21 protein-coding genes and 2 pseudogenes are annotated in these 26,641 nt (G+C 66.5%); 19 read left to right on the top strand and 4 right to left on the bottom strand.

The genetic code is table 11. From position 1 onward, the window contains the following. Positions 1 to 1,121: pseudogene (locus P7D22_RS06715) on the bottom strand (hypothetical protein); the annotation flags it as partial. A gap of 172 nt (positions 1,122 to 1,293) precedes the next feature. On the opposite strand from P7D22_RS06715, the gene P7D22_RS06710 reads away from it, so the two are divergent. From P7D22_RS06710 to P7D22_RS06680, 7 genes are all read left to right on the top strand, one after another. After that, positions 1,294 to 1,995, top strand: a complete 702-nt coding sequence (locus P7D22_RS06710) for a response regulator transcription factor (protein WP_319933448.1) — start codon at positions 1,294 to 1,296, stop codon at positions 1,993 to 1,995. Between the two features lie 212 nt (positions 1,996 to 2,207). Continuing rightward, entirely contained in the window at positions 2,208 to 3,857 is a 1,650-nt protein-coding gene (locus tag P7D22_RS06705; RefSeq protein WP_319933447.1) for a peptidase domain-containing ABC transporter, read from the top strand. Next, positions 3,857 to 5,968: a peptidase domain-containing ABC transporter gene (locus P7D22_RS06700; RefSeq protein ID WP_319933446.1), complete on the top strand. Its 2,112-nt coding sequence runs from the start codon at positions 3,857 to 3,859 to the stop codon at positions 5,966 to 5,968. The genes P7D22_RS06705 and P7D22_RS06700 overlap by 1 nt, the downstream gene beginning before the upstream one ends. A gap of 119 nt (positions 5,969 to 6,087) precedes the next feature. Next, a complete protein-coding gene (locus tag P7D22_RS06695; protein WP_319933445.1) occupies positions 6,088 to 7,329 on the top strand; it encodes an HlyD family type I secretion periplasmic adaptor subunit in 1,242 nt (413 codons plus the stop codon). 106 nt (positions 7,330 to 7,435) lie between these two features. Continuing rightward, positions 7,436 to 9,385 (top strand): PAS-domain containing protein, encoded by a 1,950-nt coding sequence (locus P7D22_RS06690; protein WP_319933444.1) that lies wholly within the window; start codon positions 7,436 to 7,438, stop codon positions 9,383 to 9,385. Positions 9,386 to 9,422: 37 nt separating this feature from the next. Then, the gene (locus P7D22_RS06685) at positions 9,423 to 9,845 is read left to right on the top strand and encodes a response regulator (RefSeq protein ID WP_319933443.1); all 423 of its coding nucleotides are present in this window, start codon (positions 9,423 to 9,425) and stop codon (positions 9,843 to 9,845) included. Positions 9,846 to 9,960: 115 nt separating this feature from the next. Further along, positions 9,961 to 12,609 carry a hybrid sensor histidine kinase/response regulator gene (locus P7D22_RS06680; RefSeq protein ID WP_319933442.1) on the top strand — a complete coding sequence of 883 codons (2,649 nt, stop codon included), beginning with the start codon at positions 9,961 to 9,963 and terminating at the stop codon, positions 12,607 to 12,609. A 140-nt stretch (positions 12,610 to 12,749) separates the two neighbouring features. Here the strand turns inward: P7D22_RS06680 and P7D22_RS06675 are convergent, their stop codons facing one another. Beyond that, entirely contained in the window at positions 12,750 to 13,400 is a 651-nt protein-coding gene (locus P7D22_RS06675; protein ID WP_319933441.1) for a TetR/AcrR family transcriptional regulator, read from the bottom strand. A gap of 154 nt (positions 13,401 to 13,554) precedes the next feature. Here P7D22_RS06675 and P7D22_RS06670 point away from each other — a divergent pair, with 154 nt between their 5' ends. The 3 genes from P7D22_RS06670 to P7D22_RS06660 all read left to right on the top strand — a co-directional run bounded on the left by P7D22_RS06670 (position 13,555) and on the right by P7D22_RS06660 (position 15,165). Beyond that, a complete protein-coding gene (locus P7D22_RS06670) occupies positions 13,555 to 13,986 on the top strand; it encodes a DoxX family protein (protein WP_319933440.1) in 432 nt (143 codons plus the stop codon). A gap of 116 nt (positions 13,987 to 14,102) precedes the next feature. Further along, positions 14,103 to 14,540 carry a DsrE family protein gene (locus P7D22_RS06665; RefSeq protein ID WP_319933439.1) on the top strand — a complete coding sequence of 146 codons (438 nt, stop codon included), beginning with the start codon at positions 14,103 to 14,105 and terminating at the stop codon, positions 14,538 to 14,540. A 73-nt stretch (positions 14,541 to 14,613) separates the two neighbouring features. Further along, a complete protein-coding gene (locus tag P7D22_RS06660; protein WP_319933438.1) occupies positions 14,614 to 15,165 on the top strand; it encodes a TlpA family protein disulfide reductase in 552 nt (183 codons plus the stop codon). 551 nt (positions 15,166 to 15,716) lie between these two features. Here P7D22_RS06660 and P7D22_RS23420 read toward each other — a convergent pair. Together P7D22_RS23420 and P7D22_RS06650 are read right to left on the bottom strand one after the other, a co-directional pair. Then, the gene (locus P7D22_RS23420) at positions 15,717 to 16,001 is read right to left on the bottom strand and encodes a type II toxin-antitoxin system RelE/ParE family toxin (protein ID WP_442916038.1); all 285 of its coding nucleotides are present in this window, start codon (positions 15,999 to 16,001) and stop codon (positions 15,717 to 15,719) included. Between the two features lie 505 nt (positions 16,002 to 16,506). Further along, positions 16,507 to 16,782: pseudogene (locus P7D22_RS06650) on the bottom strand (IS481 family transposase); the annotation flags it as partial. Positions 16,783 to 16,993: 211 nt separating this feature from the next. Here P7D22_RS06650 and P7D22_RS06645 point away from each other — a divergent pair. The 9 genes from P7D22_RS06645 to P7D22_RS06605 all read left to right on the top strand — a co-directional run bounded on the left by P7D22_RS06645 (position 16,994) and on the right by P7D22_RS06605 (position 26,535). Further along, positions 16,994 to 18,016, top strand: a complete 1,023-nt coding sequence (locus P7D22_RS06645) for a Zn-dependent oxidoreductase (protein WP_319933436.1) — start codon at positions 16,994 to 16,996, stop codon at positions 18,014 to 18,016. A 5-nt stretch (positions 18,017 to 18,021) separates the two neighbouring features. After that, complete coding sequence (locus P7D22_RS06640; RefSeq protein ID WP_319933435.1) at positions 18,022 to 18,705, top strand: GntR family transcriptional regulator; 684 nt, start codon at positions 18,022 to 18,024, stop codon at positions 18,703 to 18,705. A gap of 24 nt (positions 18,706 to 18,729) precedes the next feature. Then, on the top strand, positions 18,730 to 19,929 hold the full coding sequence (gene uxuA, locus P7D22_RS06635) for a mannonate dehydratase (protein ID WP_319933434.1): 1,200 nt from the start codon (positions 18,730 to 18,732) through the stop codon (positions 19,927 to 19,929). A 71-nt stretch (positions 19,930 to 20,000) separates the two neighbouring features. Continuing rightward, positions 20,001 to 21,080: an ABC transporter substrate-binding protein gene (locus P7D22_RS06630; protein ID WP_319933433.1), complete on the top strand. Its 1,080-nt coding sequence runs from the start codon at positions 20,001 to 20,003 to the stop codon at positions 21,078 to 21,080. Next, positions 21,077 to 22,570, top strand: coding sequence for a sugar ABC transporter ATP-binding protein (locus tag P7D22_RS06625; RefSeq protein WP_319933432.1), 1,494 nt, complete (start codon positions 21,077 to 21,079; stop codon positions 22,568 to 22,570). Before P7D22_RS06630 ends, P7D22_RS06625 begins: the two co-directional genes overlap by 4 nt. Beyond that, entirely contained in the window at positions 22,563 to 23,528 is a 966-nt protein-coding gene (locus P7D22_RS06620; RefSeq protein WP_319933431.1) for an ABC transporter permease, read from the top strand. The genes P7D22_RS06625 and P7D22_RS06620 overlap by 8 nt, the downstream gene beginning before the upstream one ends. Then, on the top strand, positions 23,528 to 24,469 hold the full coding sequence (locus P7D22_RS06615) for an ABC transporter permease (protein WP_319933430.1): 942 nt from the start codon (positions 23,528 to 23,530) through the stop codon (positions 24,467 to 24,469). Before P7D22_RS06620 ends, P7D22_RS06615 begins: the two co-directional genes overlap by 1 nt. A gap of 7 nt (positions 24,470 to 24,476) precedes the next feature. Next, a complete protein-coding gene (locus P7D22_RS06610; RefSeq protein WP_319933429.1) occupies positions 24,477 to 25,193 on the top strand; it encodes a cyclase family protein in 717 nt (238 codons plus the stop codon). A gap of 61 nt (positions 25,194 to 25,254) precedes the next feature. Next, positions 25,255 to 26,535, top strand: coding sequence for an MFS transporter (locus tag P7D22_RS06605; RefSeq protein ID WP_319933428.1), 1,281 nt, complete (start codon positions 25,255 to 25,257; stop codon positions 26,533 to 26,535). Positions 26,536 to 26,641 lie beyond the last annotated feature (106 nt).

Genomic DNA, 26,641 nt, shown 5'->3' with positions numbered 1-26,641 from the left:
TCACTCGGATGCGTGCCCGGGTCCGTGCCCGTCGAGCCGGTCGGATCGCCGCCGCTCGTCGGCGTCGTGCCGGTGCCCGGGTCAGAGGGGCTCGTGCCGGGGTCGCTCGGATGCGTACCAGGGTCCGTGCCCGTGGAACCGGTCGGATCGCCGCCGCCAGTCGGCGTGGTGCCGTTGCCAGGGTCAGAGGGGTTCGTGCCGGGATCGCTCGGATGCGTGCCCGGGTCCGTGCCCGTCGAACCGGTCGGATCGCTGCCGCCAGTCGGCGTGGTGCCGGTGCCCGGGTCCGATGGGGTCGTGCCGGGGTCGCTCGGATGCGTGCCCGGGTCCGTGCCGGTCGAGCCGGTCGGATCGCTGCCGCTCGTCGGCGTCGTCCCGGTGCCCGAAGCAGCCGAGCTTGTGCCCGGATCGCTCGGATGCGTGCCCGGCTCCGTGCTGGTCGAGCCGGGTGTCGCAGGTCCAGCCGTTGTTACGCTGTCGGTGCTCGTGTCGGCACTGTGGTCCACGCTGCTTGCGAGGGCAGCGCCGCCCGACGCAACGGTACGATCGGCGGTCGACGCCTCGACAGCCGGACCGGGGGTGATCTCATTGGCCGCGGCATCGGAGCGGCCTCCTTCGAGGGTCGCTTCGGTTCCGATCGCGGCAGCAACAGGCAGGCCCGATGACGAGTTTGCCCCTTCGGTTCCCGCCGGAACCGACACGCCCATCGCATGCGAGTCGCCCGACGGCGGCGCGTTGGTCTCGGACACCCCTTCCGTCACGGCACTGGTTGAGGCGCTGCCAGGCGCGGCGGCTGAAGCCATGTCGCCTGAGTCGGCGATCGCTTCGGCGCCCGACTGTCGCACATCGGCTTGCGTGCCGGAGCCGGGCTGCAATTCACCCCCGGCCTGATCGAAGGTCGTGCTTCGGCTGGCCGCCGAGCCGTCCCGCGCATCGCCCACGGAGTCGGGCGTGTAATCCGAACGGCTCCCCTGATGAACGAGGGCCTGCGGATCATTGTTGGCCGGGTCGCGCTGCTGTGTTGCGTTCTGGGCGGACCATGGCTGCGCGGCGACGGCCGAGTCACGCGCGTGTTCGGTCAATCCGTCGGCCGTCAGGGTCGATGTCGCGGTCTCGGTCACGTCGTCACCATCGCAAGCGGCACGTCGGGCAAGGCTAGCGAGCGGGTGTTTTGCAAAGCTTATCGATGGGCGGCGAATTGTTACAATAGTTTGCCGCCGTGTCGGCACCCGATCGTGTTTGTTAAGCGGCGCCTGTGATCGCTACGACGTCGTTTTCAAGAGTGTATTTACCGTGACCGGCAGCATCATCGTCGTCGACGACAGCGCGATCGTTCGGGATACCGTGCAGGCTTATCTGACCCGCGCGGGCTTCCAGGTGCGTGTCGCCGAGGACGGGACCGCCTTGCGCAGACTGTGGGCCGAGGCACCCGCCGACTTGGTTATCCTCGACCTCAAGCTGCCGGGGGATGACGGCCTGAGCCTGATGCGTTTCCTGCGGGCCACCACATCCTGTGGGATCATCATGCTGACCGCCGACGCGCAGCCCTCCCGGCGCGTCGCGGCGCTCGAAGGCGGCGCCGACGATTACCTTTGCAAACCGCACGAGCCGCGGGAACTGCTGGCCCGCATCCGCGCCGTGCTGCGTCGCATCGCCCTCGATCCGCGAAACCGCCCCGAACCCGGCCTGTCCTGGCGGCTGGACAGCCAAACCCGCACCATCGTGACCACCGACAACCGGCGCATCCGGCTGACCGACGCCGAATCCAAGCTGCTGCACGTGTTGATGCAGCAGCCGGGCGCAGCCCTGAGCCGCGACGCTTTGCTGAGCACGATCTACGACCGCTGCTGGACCTATTTCGATCGCAGCATCGACGTTCTGGTGGCGCGGCTGCGACGCAAGCTCGACGTGGCAGCTCCGGGCCAGGACCCTATTCGCGCGGTTCGCGGTACGGGTTACCTGTTCTGCCCAACCGGTGAGGCCCACGCCGCATAGCGGCACAAGGCTCGGCCCGTCGGCTCCCCGCGGGCCGAAACAATTTACAACAAATTGCCTGAACTTCTCAACGTCCTCGTATGAGGTGACTGCCAGGGTCGAGCTCATTCAGGTCTGCCCATGCGGGAGGCCAGCCATGGGAGCGGTTCCGGGTCATGAGCGCCACGACTTCCCTCCGATCAGGACTGCGCCGCAGCACTGCCTGGAGCCAGGTGCGAAGGTCCATTCGGGTCAGCCACGCCGCGATCGCCGCGACGACGGTCGGCATCGATTTCGCCGTGCTGGCCCTGCCGATCTTCATTTTGCAGATCTACGACAGGGTGCTGCCGAACCAGACCGGCAGCACTCTGCTGGTGCTGGTTCTCGGCCTCGCGATCGCGGTTTCGGTCGATCTGTGCCTTCGCCTCATCCGCGGGGCCCTGGCAAGTGCCGCCACGGCGCGGCTCGACCACGCGATGCGGCTCGCCGCGGTCGACCGCCTTCTCGCGGCGCCGCTGCAGGTGTTTCACGACCTGTCCGCCACGCGTTTGGCCGAGCGTGTCGGGGCGGTGTCGACCTTGCGGGACTTCGAAGCCTCCAAGAAAATCGAGATCCGCGTCGACCTGTGGTTCGCCGCCGTCTACCTCGGGCTGATCGCCTATCTGGGCGGGGCGCTCGTGCTCGTGCCCCTCGTCTTGATGGCCGCCTTCAGCATCGTGGCCGCGGTGCTGGGCCGTGCCCTTCACCGCAGCTTCGAGGCTCGGAGCCGCGCCGACCACAGCCGGCAGGACGCGTTGCTCAAGCTCCTGCAGGGTGTCGAAACCATCAAGGCCCTGGCGCTCGGGCGCGTCATGCTGCGGCAACACGAGCCACTTCAGGAAGAAAGCGCGATCGCGGTGCAGCGCGTCATGCATCGCACGGCGCTCGTCCAGACCGTCACCACCGCCTTCGCGCAAACCAACACCGTCGCCCTGCTGACCTTTGGAGCCATGCGGGTGATCGACGGCGAGATGACCCTCGGGGCGGTCGCGGCCTGCACGCTGTTGTCCAGCCGCGCGCTCCAGCCCATCCAAACCGCAATCGGTTTGTGGACGAGCTACCAGAGCGTCCGCATCGCCAAGCAGGATGTCGCCGACGTGCTGGGGCTGCCGGCGGAGCGGAACGCGGTCGGCCGGCGCTTCGCCATCAGCGGCCGGGTCGAGTTCGTGGACGTGACCTACACGCCCCCGGGCGCCTCCGAACCGCTGCTGCGCGATGTCAATCTCGTGCTTGAGCCGGGCTGCGTGGTGGGCATCGAGGGCGCGCCGGGCGCCGGCAAGACCACGCTGCTGCACCTTGCCCTCGGCCTGCTGCAACCCCAGGCCGGGCGGGTGCTGGTGGATGGCGAGGACGTGCGCACCCTGGCGCTCGACGGTCTGCGCCGCCAGATGACGCTCCTGACGCGCGACGCGCCCGTCTACCGCGGCACGGTCATCGATAATCTGACGCATTTCCGGGAAGGCGAATGCGTCAACGAAGCCATGTATGTGAGCTTTCTGCTCGGCGCCGACGAGCCGATCCGTCGGCTGCCGGCCGGGTTCGACCATTTCATGGAGGCCGGCAGCACCGTTTCGGCCGGGCTCCGGCAGCGCCTGGCGCTCGTCCGGGGGCTCGCCACCAGCCCCAAGGTCATTCTCTTCGATGATGCCGACCATGGGCTCGATCACGACAGCCGTACCCGCCTCCTCGCGCTGCTGAAGGACCTCGGTGCGACCGCGAGCGTGCTGCTCATCAGCCCCCATGCGGATGTTCTGGCCCAGGCCGACCGTCGTTACCGGCTGAGCCAGGGACGCCTGATCTCCCTCGGCGCCGCCGATGGACGCGCCCTCGTGCGAGCCGCGTGATGACGGACATGTCGATCCGACCCAGCCTGTCGCGCGGCATCCCGGAGATGCTCGACGCGGGCCTGCGTCCGCTTCTCGATCACCTGCGGTGGCGCGGGTCCGAGCGCGACATCGCCGAGGCGACCGGTACGGGCCCGCTGAAGGGGCTCGGTGCCTTCCGCAACGTGCTGGCACGCCTCGGCTTCAGCAGCCAGCTGCGCCGGGCGCGGCTCGCCGCGGTGGACGCGAGGCTGCTGCCATGCCTTTTCGTGTCGCGGAGCCGGGTTCTCGTGGTGCTGGCCGCCGACCAGCACGGGCGGCTCCGCTGCTTCGACTGCGCGCGACAGCAGGAAATCGTGGTCCGGCCGAGCCAGGAAGCCGGCCTCCTTTGCGCCTTCGAGCTGAATCCGCATCGCGCATCCATGCAGGGCGGTGGAAAACCGGTGTCGTGGCTGAAGCTGCTGCTCAACCGTTTCCAGGGCACGTTCCTGCTGTTGTTCGGACTGACCCTGACGCTGAATCTGCTGGCGCTGGTGCCGGTCTTCTTCGTGCAGGCGGTCTACGACGCCATCATCCCGGCCCGCAATGTGGCGACCCTGTGGGCCTTCGCCGGCGGCGTCTCGATCGTGATCTGCGCCGATGCCGGCTTGCGGATCGTCCGGGGCGCACTGCTGGCGCAGTTCGGGGCCCGTCTCGATTTTCTCGTCGGCGCTTCGCTCCTCGATAAATTGTTGTCGTTTCCGCTCGGCCTCCTCGAAAGCACGAGCGCCGGCACGAAACTCGCGCAGCTGCGTGAAGGCGAGATCGTCCGTCACGCCTTGTCGGGTCAGTTGGCGCTTTCGCTCTTCGAGCTGCCGTTCATCGCCATCTTCGTCGCGGCGCTCGCGTATCTCGGCGGCTGGCTGGCGCTCATCCCGGTTGTGACGGTGATGCTCGCCGCAGGCACCGGGCTTCTGGTGATCCGCTACATGCGGGCCACCGCACGGCGGCAGGCGGTGCGCGCCGCCGACCATCAAGCCCTTTTGATGGAAATGCTGACCAACATCACGGCCATCAAGGCAAGCGGCACCGAAGCCCTATGGCGCGAGCGCTTCCGCGAACGTTCGGCCGCGAGCGCCATGCAGGTCGCGACCGAGATGCGAACCGCGACCCTCACGGAAACGCTCGCTTATCTGATCAACGTGCTGTCCGGTGCCGCGACCCTGGCGGGCGGCGCCACGGTGGCGCTGACCGGGAGCCTGAGCGTCGGCACCCTGATCGCCAGCATGACGATCGTTTGGCGCCTGCTGGCGCCCGTCCAGGCGACCTTTGTGGCCTTATCCAGGCTGGAGCAGATCCGTCAGTCGGGGATCCGGCTGTCGCATTTCATGCAAGCGTCTCCCGAAATGCAGGCGATGTCCGGCCCGGACGCGTCGAACCGAGCCCGGCGCTTCGCGGGACGGATCGCATTGGACCGCGTCTTCTTCCGTCACGAGAACCACCAGGAGGCGGCGATCGCGGGCGTGTCGCTCACGGTCGAAGCCGGCGAGGTGGTGGCGATCGCGGGCGGCAACGGTTCGGGCAAATCCACGCTGCTCAAGCTCGTCGCGGCGCTGATCCGCCCGCAGATGGGGTCCATCCAGATCGACGGCATCGACCTTCGGCACATCCCGACCGACGTCGTGCGGGAACAGGTCACCTTGCTGCCGCAGCGCGCCTGCCTGTTTGACGGCACGCTGCGGACCAACCTCCGCCTCGCCAATCTTCAGGCGAGCGACGACGCCCTGTGGGACAGCTTGGCGCGGGTGGGCCTCGTCGACGAGGTTCGGGCGCTTCCCGCCGGGCTCGAAACGCGCGTCGACGGCCGGTTCTCGGAAAATTTCGTGAAACGCTTGGCCTTGGCTCGCACGCTGCTGGTTGAGGCCCCGATCGTACTCCTCGACGACCTCAACGTGCTGCTCGATCCCCATGGCGACGACATCGTGCTCGAGCAGATCGCAGTGCTGCGCGGGCGCGCCACCATCCTGCTGGTCACGAACAACCCGGCCCATGTGCAGGCGGCCGATCGCGCCATCGTGCTGCGCAGCGGCACGATCATCCACGATGGGACCCCCCAAGAGCTCATGCGACGCCTGTCGGGACAACCGAAATGAGTGACATCATCGACGCCCCCACGCCGACCTTCTGGCAGGTCGAGACGGTTCCCTGGATTTCCGGCCGCGGACGGCTGGTGCAGGCGATCGAACTCGAAGAGCGTACACCGCCGCTCACCTTGCTGGCGGCCGTGGCGATCCTTCTGATTGGCATCGCGGCCTTCCTGGGCTGGGCCTCGCTGACCCGAGTCGACGAGATCGCCAGCGCCTCGGGGGAGATCAGCCCCGTCGGCACGGTGCGCAAGCTGCAGCATCTCGAAGGGGGCATCGTGGCGACGATCGACGCGCGCGAAGGCGACCTCGTCGAAGCCGGTCAGCCGATCATCGAACTCGACCCTGGCCTCGCCAGGCCCGAACTCGACCAATTTCGCGCCCGACTGGACGGGTTGCTGATGCAACAGCGGCAGCTCGCGGCCTTCAAGAGCGGGAGCGGCACCCTCGTTCCGGCGCAACTGTCGACCAGCTCGCCGCTCGCCGCCGCACAGAACGACCTGCTGGCCAGCAAGCGCCGTGCCCTGGACGATCAGCGGGCCGTGCTCGAACAGCAGGTGGCGCAACGCCGCGCCGAACTCGCGTCCCTGGCGGTGCAGCGGGACACCGTAAAGCAGGAAGCCGGCCTTCTGGCTCAACAAGTCGATGCCCGGCAGGTGTTGGTCGATAAAGGCGCGGCTCCTTTGATGGGCCTGATCGACCTGCAACGCGATGCCACGCGGCTCCAGGCGCAGATCGCCGAACTCGAGGGCCAAATTTCACGCACGCAGGGGGCGCTCGCCGAGGCGCAGGCCAGGCTCCCCGAACTCGAAAGCCGAAACCTCCGCGAGGCCGCCGAAGACGATGCCAAGCTCGAAACGGAGATCGAAGAAACGCGGGAGAACGTGTCGCGCGCGGAAGACAGGGTGAAACGCCTCGTCATCCGCTCACCCGTCCGCGGCACGGTCAAAGGCCTGCAGACCGAAACCATCGGCGGCGTCATCCCGCCGGGATCGACGGTGCTCGAGGTGGTCCCCAGCGACGTTCCGCTGATCGTCGAGGCGCGCGTCCTGCCCAAGGACATCGGCTTCGTCGCGCGTGGTCAAAAAGTCGTCGTAAAGATAAGCGCTTATGACTACACACATTTCGGTGGCGTTGAAGGAAAGATCGAAACCGTGTCGGCGACCACCTTCGAAGACAGCAAGGGGATTGCCTATTACCGCGCCCGCATCCGGCTGGCGGCCGACCACGTCGGCGATGACGCAGGACGCAACATGATCATCCCGGGGATGACGGTGACGGCCGACATCAAGACCGGGGAGAAGAGCGTTCTGGCCTATCTGCTGAAGCCGATCGTCAAGATCCGCGCGGAGGCGCTGCATGAACGGTGAACCGACGACGTCGAGCGACTACGATCTCGATCGGATCATGGACGGGGCCGCGGCCACGATCATTCCGCCGGACCTCGAAGCCCAGCTCCATGCGTTGCGAGCGCCGGTGTTCCGCGCCCTGATCGAGACGATGCGGGCCCATCTCGGTCTGTCGCTCGCCGGCATCACCATGATGGCCGGAGATCGGCTTTGGATGCGCACGCAGGCCGGGTTGATTTCCATGCCCAAGCCCGAGCATTCGTGTTTCTTCGATCAGGTCGTGGCCGCCGATGGTCCCCTGGTCGTGGAAGACGCCGCGACCGATCCGAGGTTCAAGGCTAATCCTTACGTCGCTCGCGACTGCGGCATTCGGTTCTTTGTCGGTTTGGCCCTGAGGACGAGCAGCGGCGCGGTGGTTGGGGCGCTGTGCGGCGCTGCGAAGCAGCCGATGCCGGCGCCCGGCGCCGAGCAGCTCGCCAGCCTCAAGTTGCTGGCGGAGGCGTCGATTTGCGCCATCGAGGTGGCCGATCACCTCGAAGCCATCGGCGAGCAATCGGCTCTGCTGCAAATCACGCTCGACGGCATCCGCGAGGGTGTCAGCGCTTTCGACGGCAACATGAAGCTGATCACCTGGAACGCCAGGATGAGCCAGCTCATGCAATTGCCTCCGGATTTCTTGCGCAAGGGCCTGCCGTTCGAGACTTACGCGTTGGTCCTCGCCCAGAAGGGCGCCTACGGAAAGGGAGATCCTGCCACCATCGCCCGGAACCGGGAGGCGGACCTCCGCAATGCGCGTCCCCATACCAAGGAATTCGCCTTCCCGGACGGCCAGATCGTGGAGCTCCGCATCACGCCGATGCCGATGGGCGGCTTCGTGGCGACCCATACGGATGTGACGAAGGAGCGTCACAAGGCGGCGAGCCTGCGCGCGGCCGCCAAGCGGTTCGAGCTCGAAAGCACCATCGCGGCGATCGCAAACGAAGGGTCGGAATTGGAAGCCGCACTCGCCAATGCCCTGGATGCGATCTGCGGGATTCTCGGCTTCCAGGACGGAAGAGCGTATCGGGAACAGGGAAGCGAAGCCGTGCTGCAGGACACGGGGATCCACTATGGCGATCCCGACCTGGCGGCAACGCGTTCTCCCGCTCAGCTCCTGGCGCGCCGGGCCCAGATCGTGGGCGGGTTCGTCAGCACCGGCTTTGCTCTGGAAGAGGCCGAGCCGCGTCACGACGAGCGGCGTGGCGTCGCCATACCGGTTCCCGTCATCGACACTGTCTATGTCCTGGTTTGCTTCGGCGGCGCGTGGGATCTCCGGGATCTTTGGTTTGAACAGATCGCCACCTCTCTCGCGCACCACCTGAGCCGTGTCGCGGAGCGGGAGCGCCTGCAAACCTTCAAGGACGAGTTCATCTCCACCATGAACCACGAGATGCGGACCCCGTTGACCGTGATCAACGGCGGCCTCGAATTGCTGCAAGCCGGAATCTACGGTCCGCTATCGCCGGAGATCGCGGCAGCGATCGGGATGATGGCCGCGAACGGGCGACGGCTGGGCAACCTCGTCAATGACATCCTGGACCTCGATGCGATCGAGAATGCGTCGATCCCGATCGCGTTCGACCTGATTGCGGTCGGCGGGCCGGCCGCCGATGCCCTGGCGGTGCTGGATGAGACGGCGCGCGCGCAGCAGGTCGCGATCGCGCTGACCGGCTCACACGATCTCATCGCCTGCACCGATGCGGCACGCCTGGGCCAGGTGATCCGGCATCTCCTGTCCAATGCGATCAAGTTCTCGCCGCCGGGCTCTCGCGTGGTGGTCGAGGCACGCTCCTTCCAGGATGGCATCAGGATTTCGGTGGCCGATCAGGGCTCCGGCATTCCGGAAAGCTTCAGGCCCAAGATGTTTGATAAATTTACGCAGGCCGATGCGTCCGACCGCCGAAAGGTGAACGGTACCGGCCTCGGGCTGACCATCGTCAAGCAGCTGGTCGGGCGTTTGCGTGGGCGTTTATCCTTCGAGTCGACCTTGGGATCAGGTACGACGTTCCACGTCGATCTGCCGAGATCCGCAGCATGACGGCGGCCCGGTCCGCGCGTCCGGAAAGCCCTGGATCGTGACCGCCTTTCCTTTGAAGCGGGTCGTCTATGTGGACGACGAACCCCACATTCGCCTGCTGGCGGAAACCTGTCTGACGCGGGTCGGCGGCCTCGAGACCACGACGTTCGACTCGGGCGTCAGCTTTCTGGCCGCTGCATCCGAACTTACGCCCCAGATGGTTCTGCTGGATGTGATGATGCCCGAACTCGACGGACCCGCGACGCTCGAGAAGATGCGGGCCATCCCCCACCTCGCCGATGTTCCGGTTGTTTTCGTGACGGCGAAGAACCGAGCGAGCGAAACCGATCGTTTGAAGCAGCTCGGGGCGCTCGAGGTCATCGCGAAACCGTTCCGGCCGATGACGATCTCCCAAGATCTGCAGGAGCTTTGGACGCGTCACTGTGCGGCGCGAAAGGAAGTCGAACCACCATCATCCTGATGTGTCAAACGGCGCTAAGCCCTGAACTGTCAGACAAGTCAGTTCACGGCCAACTTTTCTAACCTATGACAATCGCAAAATAAAACGTTAGGGAATTTCCGCAACGTTCTGAGGCATGTGGAAACCTCCTTATTCCATCTCGACATTTTTGACGGTCGCATTCTGCAGCTTTTCGACAGTCCTTCTTGTCGCGTTCGGGCTCTTTGTTGACAACATCGCTTCCGGCGAGCTTGCAGCTGCGGAAAGGCGACAGCTCGACCAGATCGCGCTGCGGTTCGGCAGCCGGTTGGATGGCGACATGCTGGCGCGGCTGCGCGCGGTCGAAATCGCGGCCGGAAGCGCGACCCTGACATCGAAATCGGCGAGCCCGGACGACAAGCGGCTCCTGCTGCAACGGATTCAGGCTCAGTTCTCGAATTTCGCTTGGTTGGGTGTCGCCGATCAAGCAGGAACAATTGTTGCTTCAGTCAGCGGGACCAGCGAAGCGGCAAGCGTCGCCGATCAGCCCTGGTTCAAGGCCGGGCAGCGCGGGCCCGTGATCCTCGACCAGCATCCTGCGCTGCTGCCCGGAAAGAGTTTTAACGCCCCCCATGCCGAGCCAGTCCGCGTCGTCGATGTTGCGGCCCCGATCATGCGCAATGGTGAGGTTTTGGGCGTGCTGGCCGGAAACCTGAACTGGTCCTGGGCGAGCGACGTCAAGCAATCGATCCACGACAACAATCCAGAACTGCATGGCGTCGAGTTGCTGGTCACTGATGCGCAAGGCGTCGTGACGCTGGGCCCGCACGCCCTGATCGGAACCCCCATCGACATCGCGGCAATCGAAGCGGCGCGTGTTCGGGGCGGCGTGGATGGGGTCGACGGCTATGTGACGAGTATCGCCCACTCGAACGGGCTGGAGGATTATCACGGCTTGGGGTGGATCACGATCGCCCGCGAATCCATCGATACGGCGCTCGCGCCGATCCACCGGTTGCGGTGCATCGGGCTTGTCGGCATCGCCGTCTTCGGGGCCTGTTTCGTGCTCATCGGCACCCGGCTTGCCCGCGCCATCGCGCTGCCGCTGAAGGAGCTCGCCGCGGCGGCCAAGACCGTGGCGTCCAGTCCGCAGACCGACATTCCGGTCCTGAAGAGCTACCGCGAGGTGATGACCCTGTCGGAAGCCTTGCGCCATTCGGTTGCCAGCCTGACGCGGCAGAAGCACGCATTGAGCGCCGTCAACGAGAGCCTGGAGGGCGAGGTGTCGCGCCGCACGGCGGATCTGGTCAAAGCCAAAAACGTCGCTGAGGACGCCACGCGGGTGAAAGCCGATTTTCTCGCCACGATGAGCCACGAAGTCCGGACCCCGCTCGGCAGCATCATCGGTTTTGCGGATCTGCTGCTCGAGGATGACGGGCTGTCGGCGCCGCAGCGGCGGCGCCTGGAGATCATCCAGGATGCCGGCCGCTTCCTCAGCACCGTAATCGACGACATCCTGGACTTCTCCAAGATCGAGGCCGGCCACATCGAACTCGTCGAGGGAGACTTCGACATCCGCTCCCTGGTGCAAGGCTGCGCCAGTATCCTGGCCCAACAGGCGGACGCGAAAAACATCCGCCTTGAAGCGCGGATCGGCACGGACGTGCCTGCCTGCGTGACGGGCGACGAGATGCGCCTGCGCCAGGTCCTGATCAATCTCCTCAGCAATGCGGTCAAGTTCACGCGTTGCGGCGCTGTCACGCTGCGGGTCGACGCCTGTTCAGGCGGGATCGCCTTTAGCGTCACCGATACGGGCATCGGGATGGCGCCCGACAAGCTGACGCGGCTGTTCAACCGCTTCACCCAGCTCGACAGTTCCATCCAGCGCGAGTTCGGTGGCAGCGGGCTCGGCCTCAGCATCTCCCAGCGGCTCATCGAACTGATGGGCAGCCGCATCACGGTCGAAAGCCAGGTCGGCCACGGCTCGACCTTCGCGTTCAGCCTGCCCCTGCCCGAGGCAGTACACCGGCCCACGCACCTCCCTCAACCACGTCCGGGCAAAGGCCGTGCGCTCCGCATCCTGTTGGTCGAGGATCTTCCCACGAATCAGGAGATCATCGCCTCGATGCTGATGGGCGAAGGACACAGCGTAACCGTGCGGGCCGATGGCGCCGCCGGGATCGAAGCGGCAAGTGGGGCGCCCTTCGACGTCATTCTGATGGACATCCAGATGCCCGGAATGGATGGTGTCGCAGCCACGCAGGCGATCCGCGCCGCAGGCCCCAACGCCCGAACCCCCATCCTGGCCCTGACCGCGAACGTCATGGCCGAGCAGATCCGAGTCTACCGGAATGCCGGCATGTCGGGCCACATCGGCAAACCGGTGTCGCGACGCGAATTGATCGCAGCCGTCCAGTCCTCCGATCCGGCCGTCGCATCGGGCGGCGTCGATCACGCCATTGAGACGACGACATGCGAAGCGATCGAGATCGAAACGGTCGACGAACTCGTTTCACTCCTCGGGATCGAGAAGGTCACAGGCTATTTCGAGGATCTCCGCACGAGGCTCATCGAAATCGGTAAACACTGTCCCGCCGACCGGATCACCATCGGCGAGGCCGCCCATAAGCTGGTCAGCCTCGCCGGGATCTTAGGCTTCAAAGATTTCGCAGAACACTGCCGCACGCTTGAGAATGCCTGCGACGAAAACACCGCCGTCGCAGCCCATTGGCAAGCGATGACCAGCCGGATTCCAGGGGTGCTCCAGATGTCCGACCAGTGGGTTCGGCGATCCGCAATTGCGTAGAGCGCGAGCGTAAACATAGGCTTCGCCACAAACCCCATCATACGTGCGAGGCACATGACACATCATGAGTGTCGGCTGGCTTGCTCAAGCACGCTTGCGCGGTGACCGTGATCATGGGCCGGCCCCTTCCAGCAAAGCCTCTACCCCTGCACCAAGCCGCACCTCGTCGCCGCCATGACGAACTTGTCTGCAGCAGTTCGGGATCGGATCTTCTGTTGCTCGACGGGCAGCTTCGGTGTCCCGAGCAGGGTGCGTAGGATATCGGTTCCAACGAGCCCGTCGAAGAACTCGGCAAGCATCTCACGGCGGGCATCGCCCGCGACAGCGGAGAGTTCCGGCTTCGCGGCCAGCAACGCGTCGAGGTTGACGCTCCAGGCTTCGACGAGACCGGAACATGCGGCCTGGGCGAGGTGGGGAAAGCGCCGCATCTCCACGATGACGGCTCTGAACAACGCGAGCGTGTCATCGCTGCTCATCTTGGCCTGGAACAGATCGCCGATCGTGACGAGCAGATCCGACAAAGGCTGTTCGAGGAGGGCCGCCGTACGTTCGCCATCGTCATGCTGGGCATGGTTGCAGGCGTTGAGGATGACGGTTTCAAACAGATCATCCTTGGAAGGCGCATGCCTGTAAAGCGTCATGATCGACACGCCCGCGCCTTGGGCGATCGCATCCATGCTCGCCCCTTCGTAACCGACGCTCAGGAAGGCCGAGCGCGCCGCTTCCAGGATGGCTGCCCGGTTGCGCCCCATGAGCTTGGCTTTCGGGTGATCGTCGGCCCAATCCTTCATCACACTTGACACCAATCGATAGGATAACGCATCTTATCGTTAGAACGATATGACACGTTATCGTGCCATGCGGCTTTGCAAAGCACCAGCTTCGACTGGCCGCCGCAGCGTGCCGACCTGTCAACCTCGTGGTTTTCAACATCAGGCCATTCCCATGACGCTGCATGTCGCTTCGCCTTCCTCCCACCTACCCGGCCGCGGCCTCACCATCAGCCTCTGGATTGCACAGGGCCTGATCTGCCTGGCCTTCGTGGCGTTCGGCGGCATGAAGCTGTTCCTGCCGATCGATCGGCTTGCCGCCATGTGGGTCTGGCCCGGCCAGGTGCCGCCATGGTTCCTGCACGGGATGGGAGTGCTGGATGTGGCCGGCGGCATCGGCGTTCTGCTGCCTGCCCTGACCAGGATCCAACCGCGCCTGACGGTCGTGGCGGCGATCTGCTGCACCGTCCTGCAGATGGCCGCGATCACGTTTCATGTGTCGCGCGACGAAGCCTTCGTGACGCCCTTGAACTTCGTTCTGTTGGCCTTGTGCGCCTTTATCGCCTGGGGTCGCGGCACGAAGGTGCGGATCGCCGCGCGCCCTTGAGGCGCGTCGTGCAGGCGCCCGGACGAGGCGCCCCGAGTGCCAGCAAGCTCCGCTTATAAAAGGGTCCACGCGTGTCGTTCACTCTTCCCGTCAAACGATGCAGGATTCTGGCAGCCGTGGCCGGGACAGTCGCGGCGCTCGTCCTGCCATGGGCAGCCGCAGGAGCTTCTGCTCAGCCGACAGCCGCCACGCACCGCATCGTCATCCTGATCGACTCGGACGACGATGCGATCATGCGGCACGCGATCAGTTATGCCGTGAACCTCACCCATGCTTACGCGGAGCGGCACGACCTTGCGGAGATCGAGGTCGTGGCCAACGGCGCCGGTATCAAGCTGCTGCGGGGCGACACATCTCCGCTGCGACAGCCTCTCGAAGCGTTGCATTCGGCCTTGCCGCATCTCGTTTTGAGCATGTGCGCCTCGTCGCGCCGCATCGCAGAACAAAAGGAAGGCCATTCGATCCCCCTGATCGATGGCGCTCGGCTGGTTCCGTTCGGTATCGCCCGGGTCATCGATCTGGAGGAAGCAGGCTGGAGCTACGTCCATGGCTGAGCCAAGCGACCGCGGAGCGACAAGCGGCCGGATCATGGACCGCCGCGGTGCCATGAAGGCTATGGCCGGGTTTGTGGCCGGCACGCGTCTTCCGGGCACCGCCGCGGCGGCGGACGCGGGCGAGGTTCCGTCCTTTCGCACAGTGCGACATCAATTCGTGTTTCTGGAACCGGCCTGGCCGATGCCGAGCGTGCTGTTGAGCGACGCCGCCGGCCGTCCGGCCCGCCTGAGCGCTCCCAAAGGGCGGGTCATGCTCGTCAATTTCTGGGCAAGCTGGTGCGCCGCCTGCCGGCTGGATCTCCCGCTTCTGGAGCGGTTCCATCGCGTGATGGGAGATCGGGTCACGGTAGCGGCCGTATCGATGGACCCCCACCCACGGCAAGGCATGATCGCCGCCTATCTGGCGTCGAACGGGGTCTCGAGTCTTCCGATCTTCCTCGATCCCGAGGGGAGCCTGACGGCTGCGCCAACAAGCGCCGCGCACCCCTTTGCGGCCGCGACAGGCCTGCCGGTCACCTACCTGGTGACGCCGGACGGGCAGATCGCCGGCTACATCGCTGGCGTCTCGGACTGGCTTCAGGACGACGCCCAACACCTGATCGCGCAGTTCGAACACGGCGCTTGAGCGCTGATCGTCATCGGGTGCCGGCTTCGCTTCTGGGCGCCCATGGGGCAAAACAGGGCTGTCAGAATAAACCTTTGGGCTCAACCGAGTGGCACCGTATCCTCGGCCGTCCATCCCGCCAGAGTCAACTCGACCAGGATCGCATCCAGCACCACCCTGACCCTGAACTCACCCGTGTACCGCTTCCGCGTCGTCTTCATTTCCGTGCCATCCCTTGTGATCGGGATAGGTTAGCCTCCGGACCAGAAAACCGACGTCACCTCAAAATCAGATTGCGCGACTGGGCCAGGCGTTCTGTCCAGCGTACGTTGATGTGACGAGGTCCTGCGTTCACGCGTTTTTACTGCATACGCAAAACATGGCCTTGCAGATCACGTACAGCTATCAATCACAAAATAATATCTTAAGCTATGCTCACGATGATGGCGCCTGATCTTGATACAAAGTTTGCAACAACCCTCTTCGGGCAGCCATGCTGCATTGTTCCGGCGGGCCACGGCATCGGCGTCCGGATTATGCTCAGTGTCCCCTCAGCCCAACAGATCAACTCGTCACGCATCTTCGAAGTCCGTATTGCGCGCAGGATCCTGGATCGTGATGATGACGACCGTCTTGGCATTACGCATGTAATAAAAGATGCGGTAGCGGTGCCGCGAGCTAAGAACTTTGCGTATTCTCCCACCCTGCTGCAATCGACCGCTGAGGGGCATGTCCCTGATGCGCTCCAAGGCGTGTTCGATATCGAGGAGCCGGTTTCGAACCGTCGTCGAGTGCGCCTTCAGCCGGAGATAAGCGAAAATGGCGTTCAGATCGTACTCAGCGCCGGCTGAGTACATGAGCTTCACACGCTGGCACGCCGAAAGATGGCCTTGATGGCGGCGGGGTCTGCGAACTCCCCCCTTCTGGCCTGTCGGAGACCGGCCGCGATGGCTTTTCTTACGGCTGGAGTCTGCCGTTCCGGAGTATCACCCTTGTCACCGTCAGATTGGGTATCGAGTTGGGGCGCGTTGACGTAATCGCTGAATTCGAGATCTGCTTGTCGAGGAGCATCACGATGGGCCATTCCGTTACGGTAGGACAGGCGCCGACGAATTGAAAGTGACGTTCCAGGACACTTGCGGCGAACCGAAGCTCACTGATTACTGGTCACACCGCTGACCAGCGCCGCAATTCCAGATGGAAGTTTTATAACAGCATAGATAGCGTCCAGCTTCAGAGATTGCTGACCGCAGGCTTGCTTGCAATCCAAGCTAGCGCCACTTCAGTATGCGCTCTTGCAACTTGGAAGGCAGTGCGGGCATGCATTCCTCGGGGCTGCGCCTTGCGCCAACCTCAAGGAGATTAGGTGTTCAGTCCTGGCATTTGCTGAATTTGATCAAGCCTGAAGCGTTCCAGCTTTGATGTTCATTGTTTCCAGGAGGTTTCGTAGGGCGCGAGGCTTGTGAGGGTCTTCAGTCGCTGTCCGCCGTTCAAGGCGTCAATGTAGTCGACCAGATGCTGCCGTAGCTGCGCGTAGTCGTCGTAGTGAAAGCATTTGACGGTGGCGCCCTTGATGGTCCCGTTCGTCCACTCGACCTGACCGTTGGTCCAGGGGTGCTTCGCCTTTGTCAGGCGATGTGACGCTCGCCGGCCCCGCCTGACGCTGCGTTGCCTCGACGCTACCGGGATCATCGCCCAGGCAAAACCCACTCCGCACATTAAACCTGGATCGCCACATGGGTCATCCGCTGCGGCCGACACAGGCTCCCGGGCGGAATGTATCGCATTGCCGACTTGTTCGGCGCCGAACATCCTGCTAGGTTTTAACTAGTTAACAAGTTGGCACAGCATGGTCGCGATTTTCGTCGATGAGCCACACCGGCTCCGGATTTCCGAGGCTGCCTCGAGCGGCGCAGCCGCGCCGGGCGAGGTTTTGATCCGGGTGCAGCGGGCCGGCATCTGCGGCTCGGATCTGCATATCCTGCACGGCTCCAACCCCTTTGCGCGCTACCCGCGGGTCATCGGCCACGAGTTCGCGGGCGTGGTCGAGGCACTCGGGGCCGGCGCATCGGCGCTTGCGGTCGGCCAGCGCGTGGTGGTCGATCCCGTGGTGGCCTGCGGGCATTGCTACCCGTGCCGCATCGGCCGCTCCAATGTCTGCGGCACCCTGGAAGTCTTCGGCGTCCATCGCGATGGCGGCTTCCGTGATCGTCTCGTCGTGCCGGCCCGCAACTGCGTTCCCGTGCCGGACGGCGTGCCGATCGACGTCGCCGCCCTGGCGGAGCCATTGTCGATCGCCGCCAACGTGCTCGCCAGGACCGGCATCGAGGCGAACGATTCCGTGCTGATCTACGGCGCCGGAACGGTGGGGCTGACGGTGCTGCAGGTGGCGAAGCTCCACGGCGCGCGCTGCCTCGTGGCCGACATCGATCCGGCGCGTCTCGAGCGCGCGCGGGCTTTCGGGGCTGACGCGACGATCGACTCGTCGAACGACGATGTGCCGTCCCGCGTCGCAGCCGAGCACGACGGGCTCGGACCGTCGCTGGTGATCGACGGCGCCGGCGTCCCGGCGCTGCTGGCCGAAGCCTGTCGGGTTGCGAGCCCGGCGGGGCGCATCGGCATTCTGGGGTTCTCGCCCGCGCCCTGCGCGGTGAGCCAGCAGGAGATCGTCAAGAAGGAACTCGCGCTGTTCGGTTCGCGCCTCAACCGGGCGCTGCTGCCCCAGGTCATGGACTGGCTGGCCTCAGGCCAGCTCAAGCCCGCCGCGATGATTACTCAGACCTTTGCGGCCCGCGACGCCCGGGACGCCTTCGACCTCATCGAACGCCATCCGGAGCGCACCGTGAAGGTGCAGCTCGACTTCGCGGATTAGGCGGCATGCGCCCCGAGCCGCTCCGCGATCCTGCCTCGTCCCACCCGCCGACGACGCGCGCCATCTATGCCGCCCTGCGGCGCGAGATCGTTACGCTCGCGCTCCTGCCGGGTGCGAAACTGTCCGAGAACGAGCTGGCGCTGCGGTTCGGCACCAGTCGCGGTCCGGTGCGCGAAGCGTTGATCCGGCTCGGCGAGGACGGGCTCATCGACGTGCTGCCGCAGCGCGGCAGCTTCGTGGGGCGACTGTCGTTGCCCGCCATCGAGAGGGCCCGCTTCGTGCGCGAAGCGCTCGAGATCGCCGTGGTGCGCCGCGCCGCAACCGAAGGCCTGTCGGACGGCCAGCGCCGCCACATCGAGGCGGCGCTGGCCGCCCAGGCCGAAGCCGGCCTCGACGCCGAGCATTTCATCGACTTCGACGACGCCTTCCATGCGGGCTTCGCCGAGGCCATCGGGCTCGGCAGCGTTTGGGGCATCGTCGAGCGCGAGAAAGTGCAGTTCGACCGCATCCGCTTCCTCAGCCTGCCGGCCGCAACCCCCATCGCGCTGCTGCTCGAACAACATCGCGCCATCCTGGCGGCGGTGCTCGACCGCGACCCCGCCGCGGCGGAAGCCGCCATGCGGGCCCACATGGCCGAGGTGCTGAAGATCGTCAGCGACCTGCCGGCCCGCCACCCCGCCCTGTTCTGAACCGATCGCAGCCGAGGAGCCGAGATGCAGGAAACATGGCGCTGGTTCGGGCCGAACGACGGCGTGACCTTGGCCGAGGCGCGCCAGGCCGGCGCCACCGGCATCGTCACGGCGTTGCATGACATCCCCTATGGGGCCGTGTGGACCGAAGACGCGATCCGCGAGCGGCAGGCCGCCATCGGCGCCGATCCGGCGCTCGAACTGCGCTGGAGCGTGGCCGAAAGCCTGCCGGTGCATGAATCCATCAAGATCGGTGAGGGCGACCTCGAGCCGCTGTTCGAAACCTATCGCACCTCCATCCGCAACCTCGCGGCCTGCGGGGTGACGACGATCTGCTACAACTTTATGCCGGTGCTCGACTGGGCCCGGACCGAACTGCACCACCGCCTCGCCAACGGGGGCCGGGCGCTGCGCTTCAACGCCCACGAATGGGCGGCCTTCGACGTGCTGATGCTGGAGCGCCCGGGCGCCGAGGCGGACTACCAACCGGTGGTGATGGAACGCGCCCGCGCCTGGTTCGCGGCCAGCCGGCCAAGTGACCGCGACGCCTTGCTGGCGACCGTCATGGCCGGCCTGCCGGGCGCCTTCGATCGCTACGACATCGTGGGTCTGCGCGGCATGCTCGACCGCTACCGCGACGTGACGCCCGAACGGCTGCGGCAGACCCTGAAGCGCTTCCTCGAAGCCGTGATCCCGACGGCCGAGGCCGTGGGGCTGCGCATGGCGATCCACCCCGACGATCCGCCACGCCCGCTGCTCGGGCTTCCCCGCATCGTGTCGAGCGCCGACGACCTCGCCTTCATCACCGAAGCCGTGGACTCGCCGTCGAACGGCATCACGCTCTGCAGCGGCTCGCTCGGCTCGAGCGTCGACAACGACGTGGTCGGGATCGCGCGGCGCTTCGCGTCCCGCATCCACTTCGCCCATCTGCGCAACGTCAGGGTCGAGCCTGACGGCTCCTTCATGGAGGCCGACCACCTCGACGGCGACACCGACATGGTGGCGCTGGTGGAGGCGCTGCTGGCCGAGCAGGGACGCCGCAAGGCGGCGGGCGACCCGCGCTGGCGCCTTCCGATGCGCCCCGATCACGGCCACGAGCTTCTGGGCGACATCGGCCGGACCGGCCATTTCCCCGGCTATTCCGCCACGGGCCGCCTCAAGGGTCTGGCCGAATTGCGCGGCGTCATGCGGGCCATCTCGCGACTGCGCGACCTGCCGCTCTGAGCGGGCGCAAGGGCGCACGCCAAGCCGCCGAAAGAGCGGTGGAACACAACCATCACCAGGAGGAAGCAACCGTGACCACGCATGCCCGAACCAAACGAACCGCCCTCGCGGCCCTTCTGCTTTGCGGCGCCGCCGCGACGCCCGTGCGGGCCGGCGAACTCGCCAAGGGGGACACGAGCGACAAGACCATTGCGTTTTCGAATTCCTACGCAGGCAATTCCTTCCGCCAGGTGATGATCAAGAGTTTCGAGGAAACCGCGGCCCAGGCCGTCAAGGACAAGATCGTCAAGGGCACCACGGTGGTGAGCGCCAACAACTCGGTCACCGAACAGGCCTCGCAGATCCAGAATCTTATCCTGCAAGGTTATAGCGCCATCGCGGTATTGGCCGGCTCCGACACCGCGCTCAACGGCGTCGTCAAGGATGCCTGCGACGCCGGCATCGTGGTGGTGGCCTTCGCCAGCGGCGTCACCGAGCCCTGCGCCTACCGGGTCGATTATGATCTCGACAGCTACGGCAAGGCCGAACTCGACTATCTGGCGGGTCGCCTCGGCACCAAGGACGCGACCCTGCTCGAGATCCGCGGCCAGGCGGGCGACGGCTTCGACAAGCGGCTCCACGAAGGCGTGTTGAAGGCCCTCAAGGACCACCCCGCCTACAAGATCGCCAACGAGGTCTACGGCAACTGGACCGCGACGGTGGCCCAGAAGGAGGTGTCGGGCGTCCTCCCCTCGCTGCCCAAGATCGACGGTGTGCTGACCCAGGGCGGCGACGGCTACGGGGCCGCCATGGCGTTCAAGAGCGCCAACCGGCCGCTGCCCGTCATCGTCATGGGCAACCGGCAGGACGAGCTCGCGCTGTGGAAGCAGGAGCACGCCGCCAACGGCTACGAGACCTTCTCGCTCGGCGCGACCCCGAGCGTGTCCCAGGTGGCCTTCTGGGTGGCCCAGCAGATCCTGGCCGGCAAGAAGGTGCCGAAATTCGTCGAGGTGCCGCTCCTGCGCATCGATCAGGCGGATCTCGACGCCTGGCTGGCCCATGTGCCCGACGGCGGCGTCGTCAACGCCACCTATGGTCAGCAACTCGTGGCCGACATCATCGACGCCAATATCGACCACAAGCCGTTGCCCGGCGTGCCGGCCCCGAAATGAGCGTCATCGCCAGCACGATGGCGCCCGCGGAAGCCCGGCCGGCCATGGCCGGGCAGCCGTTCCTGGCCGTGCGGGACGCGCGCAAGCATTATGGGGCCGTCAAGGCGCTGAACGGCGTCGATTTCGCGATCCGGCCCGGCGAGGTGGTGGGGCTCGTCGGCCACAACGGCGCCGGCAAGTCGACGCTGATGAACGTGCTGGCCGGCACCGTGCAGCGCAGCAGCGGCACGTTCCGCATCGGCGACACGGAGGTGGACAGCTGGAGCCCGCACCGGGCTCAGGCCCACGGCCTGCGCTGCGTGTTCCAGGAACTGTCGCTTTGCGCCAACCTCACGCTCGCCGAGAACACCCGCGTGATGCACCGGGCCCTGAAAGGCTTCGGCTGGCGCCGCCGCGCCGCCGCCGCCATCGGGCGCACGCTCGACGCCATCTTCCCCGGCCACGGCATCGCGCCCGGCGCGCGGGTGTCGGACCTGCCGATCGGAGCCCGTCAGATGGCCGAGATCGCCCGCGCGTTCAGCGAAACCGACGTGCCGGTCCGCTGCGTCATCCTCGACGAGCCGACGTCGGCGCTGGGACACGAAGCCGCGAACCAGTTGCTGGCCTATGTGCGTGCCGCGGCGGTTCGCGGCATCTCGGCCATCCTGATCACCCACCGGCTCGACGAGATCATGGCCGTGTGCGACCGCGCGGTCGTCATGGTGGATGGCGCCGTCGTGGCCGAGCGACCGATCGCGGGCCTGTCCCGGGCCGAGCTCGTGGGCCTCATGGGCACGGTCGAGGCCCCGCGCGAGCGTGAGCGCAAGGCCCGGCCCGCACCGACCGCGGAGGCCGCCCTCGTGGTCGACCATCCGGGCCGGGTTGCGGGCGATCTGCCGATCCGCGCCGCGGCGGGCGACATCATCGGCTTCGCGGGGCTCGACGGCCACGGGCAACGCGAGCGCCTGCGGGCGCTCTACGCGGCCGGACGACGCGGCGCCCATCCGGTGGCCTATGTGGCGGGCGATCGCGGCACCGAGGGTGTCTTCGCGCTCTGGTCCATCGCCGACAACCTGACGATCCGCAGCCTCGACGCGCTGCGCCGGCGCGGCCTCATTTCGGTCGCGGCCGAACGCGCCCTGGCCCGAAGCTGGGCCGAACGCCTCAAGGTCAAGGCGCCGAGCGTCGATGCCCCGATCCTCAGCCTCAGCGGCGGCAACCAGCAGAAGGTGCTGTTCGCCCGCGCGCTTGCCTCCGACGCGGAGGTGATCTTCCTCGACGACCCCATGCGGGGCGTCGACGTCAACACCAAGCAGGACGTCTACCGCCTGATCCGCAGCGAAGCCGACCGGGGCCGCTGCTTCGTCTGGTACACGACCGAACTCGAGGAACTCACCAATTGCGAACGCTTGTACGTGTTTCGCGAAGGTCGCGCCGCGACGATGCTGTCCGGCGCCGCCATCGAGCCCGCGCGCGTGCTCGAAGCCTCGTTCGGGGGCGGCCATGACTGACGCGACGCTTCCGGCCCGCCCCCGTGCGGGCCGCCCGGCCTGGCTGCGCGACGCCGTCGCGGTGGGGCTGCCGACACTGGCGCTCGCGGCCATGCTGGCCGTCATCCTCCACATCCGGCCGAGCGCCATGAGCTATTTCGGCTTCACGCTGTTGTTCAAGCTCGCGACGCCGCTCGTCTTCGCGGCCTTGTCGCAGATGCTCGTGGTCATGCTGGGCGACATCGACCTGTCGAACGGCAGCTTCGTCGGGCTTGTCACCTGCGTGACGGCGCTGTTCCTCCAGCCGTCGCCCGTCGTGGCCATGGTGATCTTCGCGCTGATGATCGCGGCCTATGCGGGCTTCGGTCTGCTCATCTATCTCCGGCAGCTCCCCTCGATCATCGTGACGCTCGGCATGTCGTTCATCTGGCTCGGCACGGCCGTGATCCTGCTGCCGGCCCCGGGCGGCACGGCGCCGGCCTGGCTGTCGGGCTTCATGGGCTGGCGTCCGCCGATCCTGCCGCTGCCGATCTGGATCGCGATCGCGGCGGCCGTTCTCGGCCACATGGCGATCACGCGCTCGTCCTTCGGGGCGGTGCTGCGGGGCGCCGGCGCCAACCCACGCGCGATCGAGCGTGCCGGCTGGTCGCTGGTCGGCATCCGGGCCGCCGTTTACGCGGCCGCCGGGGTGTTGGCGCTGCTCAGCGGCCTGACCCTGACGGGCCTGACCACATCGGGCGACGCCAATGTGGCGCCCGCCTATACGCTTCTCGGCGTCGGCGCCGTGATCCTCGGCGGCGGTGCCTTCACGGGCGGCGTCGTGTCCCCGGTCGGCACCGTGGTGGGCGCCCTCACGCTGTCGCTCGCGGGGTCGCTCCTGAGCTTCCTGCAGGTGCCGCCCACCTGGCAGATCGGCGCCCAGGGCGTGATCCTGTTCGGCGTGCTGGCCGGCCGCATCCTCGTGACGGAGAAATCCTGATGCGCAGCCTCCGCCTCCTTCCCGCGCCCTGGACCTACGGCTTCATCGTGGCGCTCGTCATGTGGATCACCACGACGCTCTACGGCGGGCTCGGCAGCGCCGGCGCGACCGCGGGCGCGGCCCTGGCGTTCGGGGCCTTCAGCGTCGTGGTCGGCACCGGCCAGATGCTGGTGATCGCGTCCGGTCCCGGCAACATCGACCTGTCGGTGCCGGCCGTACTGACGCTTGCGGCCTATGCCTCCATGGCCACCATGCATGGACAGGCCTCGATGATCCTGCCGGGTCTCGGCATCGCGCTGGCCATCGGTGCGCTCGCGGGGGCCCTCAATTATGCGGCCATCCTGGCCCTGCGCTTGCCGCCGATCATCGCCACCCTGGCCTGGAGCTTCGTGTTCCAGTCGGTGGCCTTCACCTATGGGGGCGACGCGACCTTGAAGCCCCCGGCGGCGCTGTCGGCCTTCGCCTCCCTCCGGCTCGGCGGCCTGCCCGTGATGCCGGTCGTCGTCATGGCGTTGACCGTGCTGGCCGCCATCATGCTGCGGCGGACTTTGTTCGGCCGCCGCCTGCTCGCCACCGGCCAAAGCGAGCGCGCCGCCGATCTCGCGGGCGTGCCGGTCCGGCGCGTACGCCTCGGCGCCTATATGGCCTGCGGCACGGCCGCGGGCCTCACGGGCTTCCTGCTGTCCGGCTTTTCGGGCGGCGCGGCCCTGAACATGGGCGACGCCTATCTGATGGAAAGCATCGCCGTGGTGGTGCTCGGCGGCACCAGCGTCGCGGGGGGCCAAGCCAATGCGTTGGGCATCTGGGGCGCGGCCCTGTTCTTCAACCTGATGGCCACGATGCTGAACACGTTCCACTTCCAGGCCGGCGTCCGCTTCCTGCTCACCGGCACGCTCATCATCCTGATCGTCGCGGTCGTGCCGCGGCCCCGCACGGCATGAGGCGGCGATGAGCGCAACGCCCAACGCCGTCGACATCCTGTTCGATGCCGTGTCGCGGTCCGAGCTCGTCGACCTCACCCACCCGCTAAAGCCCGGGATGCCGGTCTGGCCCGGCCACCCGGAGTTTTGCCAGACGGCGCTCGAATCCCTGGAGGGCGGCGACGCGAGCTGCACGCACGCCCTTGCGCTCGGCGAGCACACCGGCACCCATTTCGACGCCCCGTCCCACTTCATCCTCGGCGGTGCCACCATCGCCCAGGTGCCGCCGGAGCGCTTCTTCGGCCGCATGGCGACGATTGGCGCGACGGGGCTCGCCGCCTCGACCGCTGTCGGGGCCGACACGATCCTGGCCTGGGAGGAGCGGCACGGCCCCCTCCGCCAGAACGACGCCGTGTTCCTGCATTTCGGCTGGGATCGTTTTTGGGACGCCGACCCCGCCGCTTTCCTTCGGGACTGGCCCGGCCTGTCGGGGGCCGCCGCCGCCCTGCTGGTTGCACGCGGGGTCCGGGTGGTCGGCAGCGACTGCCTGTCGCTCGACCCTTTCGACAGCACCGATTTCGCGGCCCACCGCGCCCTGCTGGGCGCCGGCATCCTGATCGGCGAGAATTTCGCCCGCCTCGGCGATCTGCCGCCCGTTTGTTCGCTCGCGGCGCTGCCGCTCCCCATCATCGACGGCTCGGGTTCGCCCTTGCGCGCCATCGCCTTCGTGCCGCGTCCCGTCTGAACGGTCCCGCAAAGAGGACCCCGGGCCGCCGCTCCGTTCACGCATGGGAGGAACCAAGCTCGTGAAGAAACGCCACCACGTCCTGCTTCTGCTGTTCCTGGCCGGCATCATCAACTACCTCGACCGTTCGGCCCTGTCGGTCGCGGCCCCGTTGATTTCAAAGGACCTCGGCCTTGGGCCGGCCGATCTCGGCTTTGTGTTTTCGTCGTTCTTCGTCGGCTATGCGCTGTTCAACTTCGTGGGCGGCTGGGCCGCGGACCGCATCGGCGGCAAGCGCGTCTACGCCCTGTCGATGACGGCCTGGTCGCTGTTCTGCGCACTCACGGCGACCGCCACGGGATTTGTGTCGCTCCTGGTGATCCGGGTTCTGTTCGGCATGGGCGAGGGCCCTCTGTCGGCCACCAACAACAAGGTCGTCCACACGTGGTTTCCGCGCCGCGAGGCCGCGAGCGCGGTCGGCATCGCCAATTGCGGCACTCCGCTCGGGGGCGCCATCGCGGGGCCGATCGTGGGTTTCGTCGCGCTCGCCTATGGCTGGCAGGTGGCCTTCGTGGCGGCAGGCCTCCTCGGCGTCGCCTGGCTGGCCGTGTGGCAATTCGTCGTGACCGAGACGCCAGCGCAACACGCCGGCATCAGTCCGGCAGAGCTCGGCGCCATCGCCGAGGGACGCGATGATGCCGAAGCCGCGGGGCGCGATGCCCCGCTCGGCTTCTACCTGCGGCAGCCGACCGTCCTCGCCACGGCGCTCGCCTTCTTCGGCTACAACTACATCCTGTTCTTCTTCCTGACCTGGTTCCCGACCTATCTGACGCAGGCTCGCCACCTCAGCATCAAGGACATGAGCCTTGCGACCGTGCTGCCCTGGATGCTTGGTTTCGTGGGCCTTGCGTCGAGCGGCATCCTGTCGGACGCGATTTTCCGACGCACCGGCCAGGCGCTGCAGGCCCGCAAGCTCGTGCTCACGGTCTGTCTCGGCGTCGCCGGCCTTTCGGTGGCCCTGGCGGGCCTTGTCGAAACCACCGCGGGCGCGCTCGCGCTGATGTCGTGCGCGGTGTTCTTCCTGTATCTCACCGGCGGCACCTATTGGGCCATCATCCAGGACACCGTGGCGGGCGGCCGCATCGGCAGCGTCAGCGGCTTTGTGCACGCGCTGGCCAATTGCGCCGGCATCATCGGCCCGGCCGTAACGGGATTGCTGGTGCAGAAAACCGGCACCTACACGTCCGCCTTCGTCCTGGCCGGTGGCATCGCGGCGCTCGGCGTCCTGGCGGTGATCGCGTTCGTGAAGCCGATTGGCCCCGCCAGCCCCGATCGCAGCCTTGCGAAGCCGTTTCAGGGCTGAGCTTGAACGACCCCGCACGAAATATCGCACCCGATGGACGTGTATGATCCTCCGGCAGGTGTTACAAATCTTGCTTAACACCCGAGCGTAACCGACCGAGCGCCCG

It is taken from the genome of Lichenihabitans sp. Uapishka_5 (genome assembly GCF_033947565.1).
Classification (GTDB): Bacteria; Pseudomonadota; Alphaproteobacteria; order Rhizobiales; family Beijerinckiaceae; genus Lichenihabitans.
Note: the sequence above shows the minus strand (reverse complement) of the source record. Positions and strands in the feature narration are given on the sequence as shown.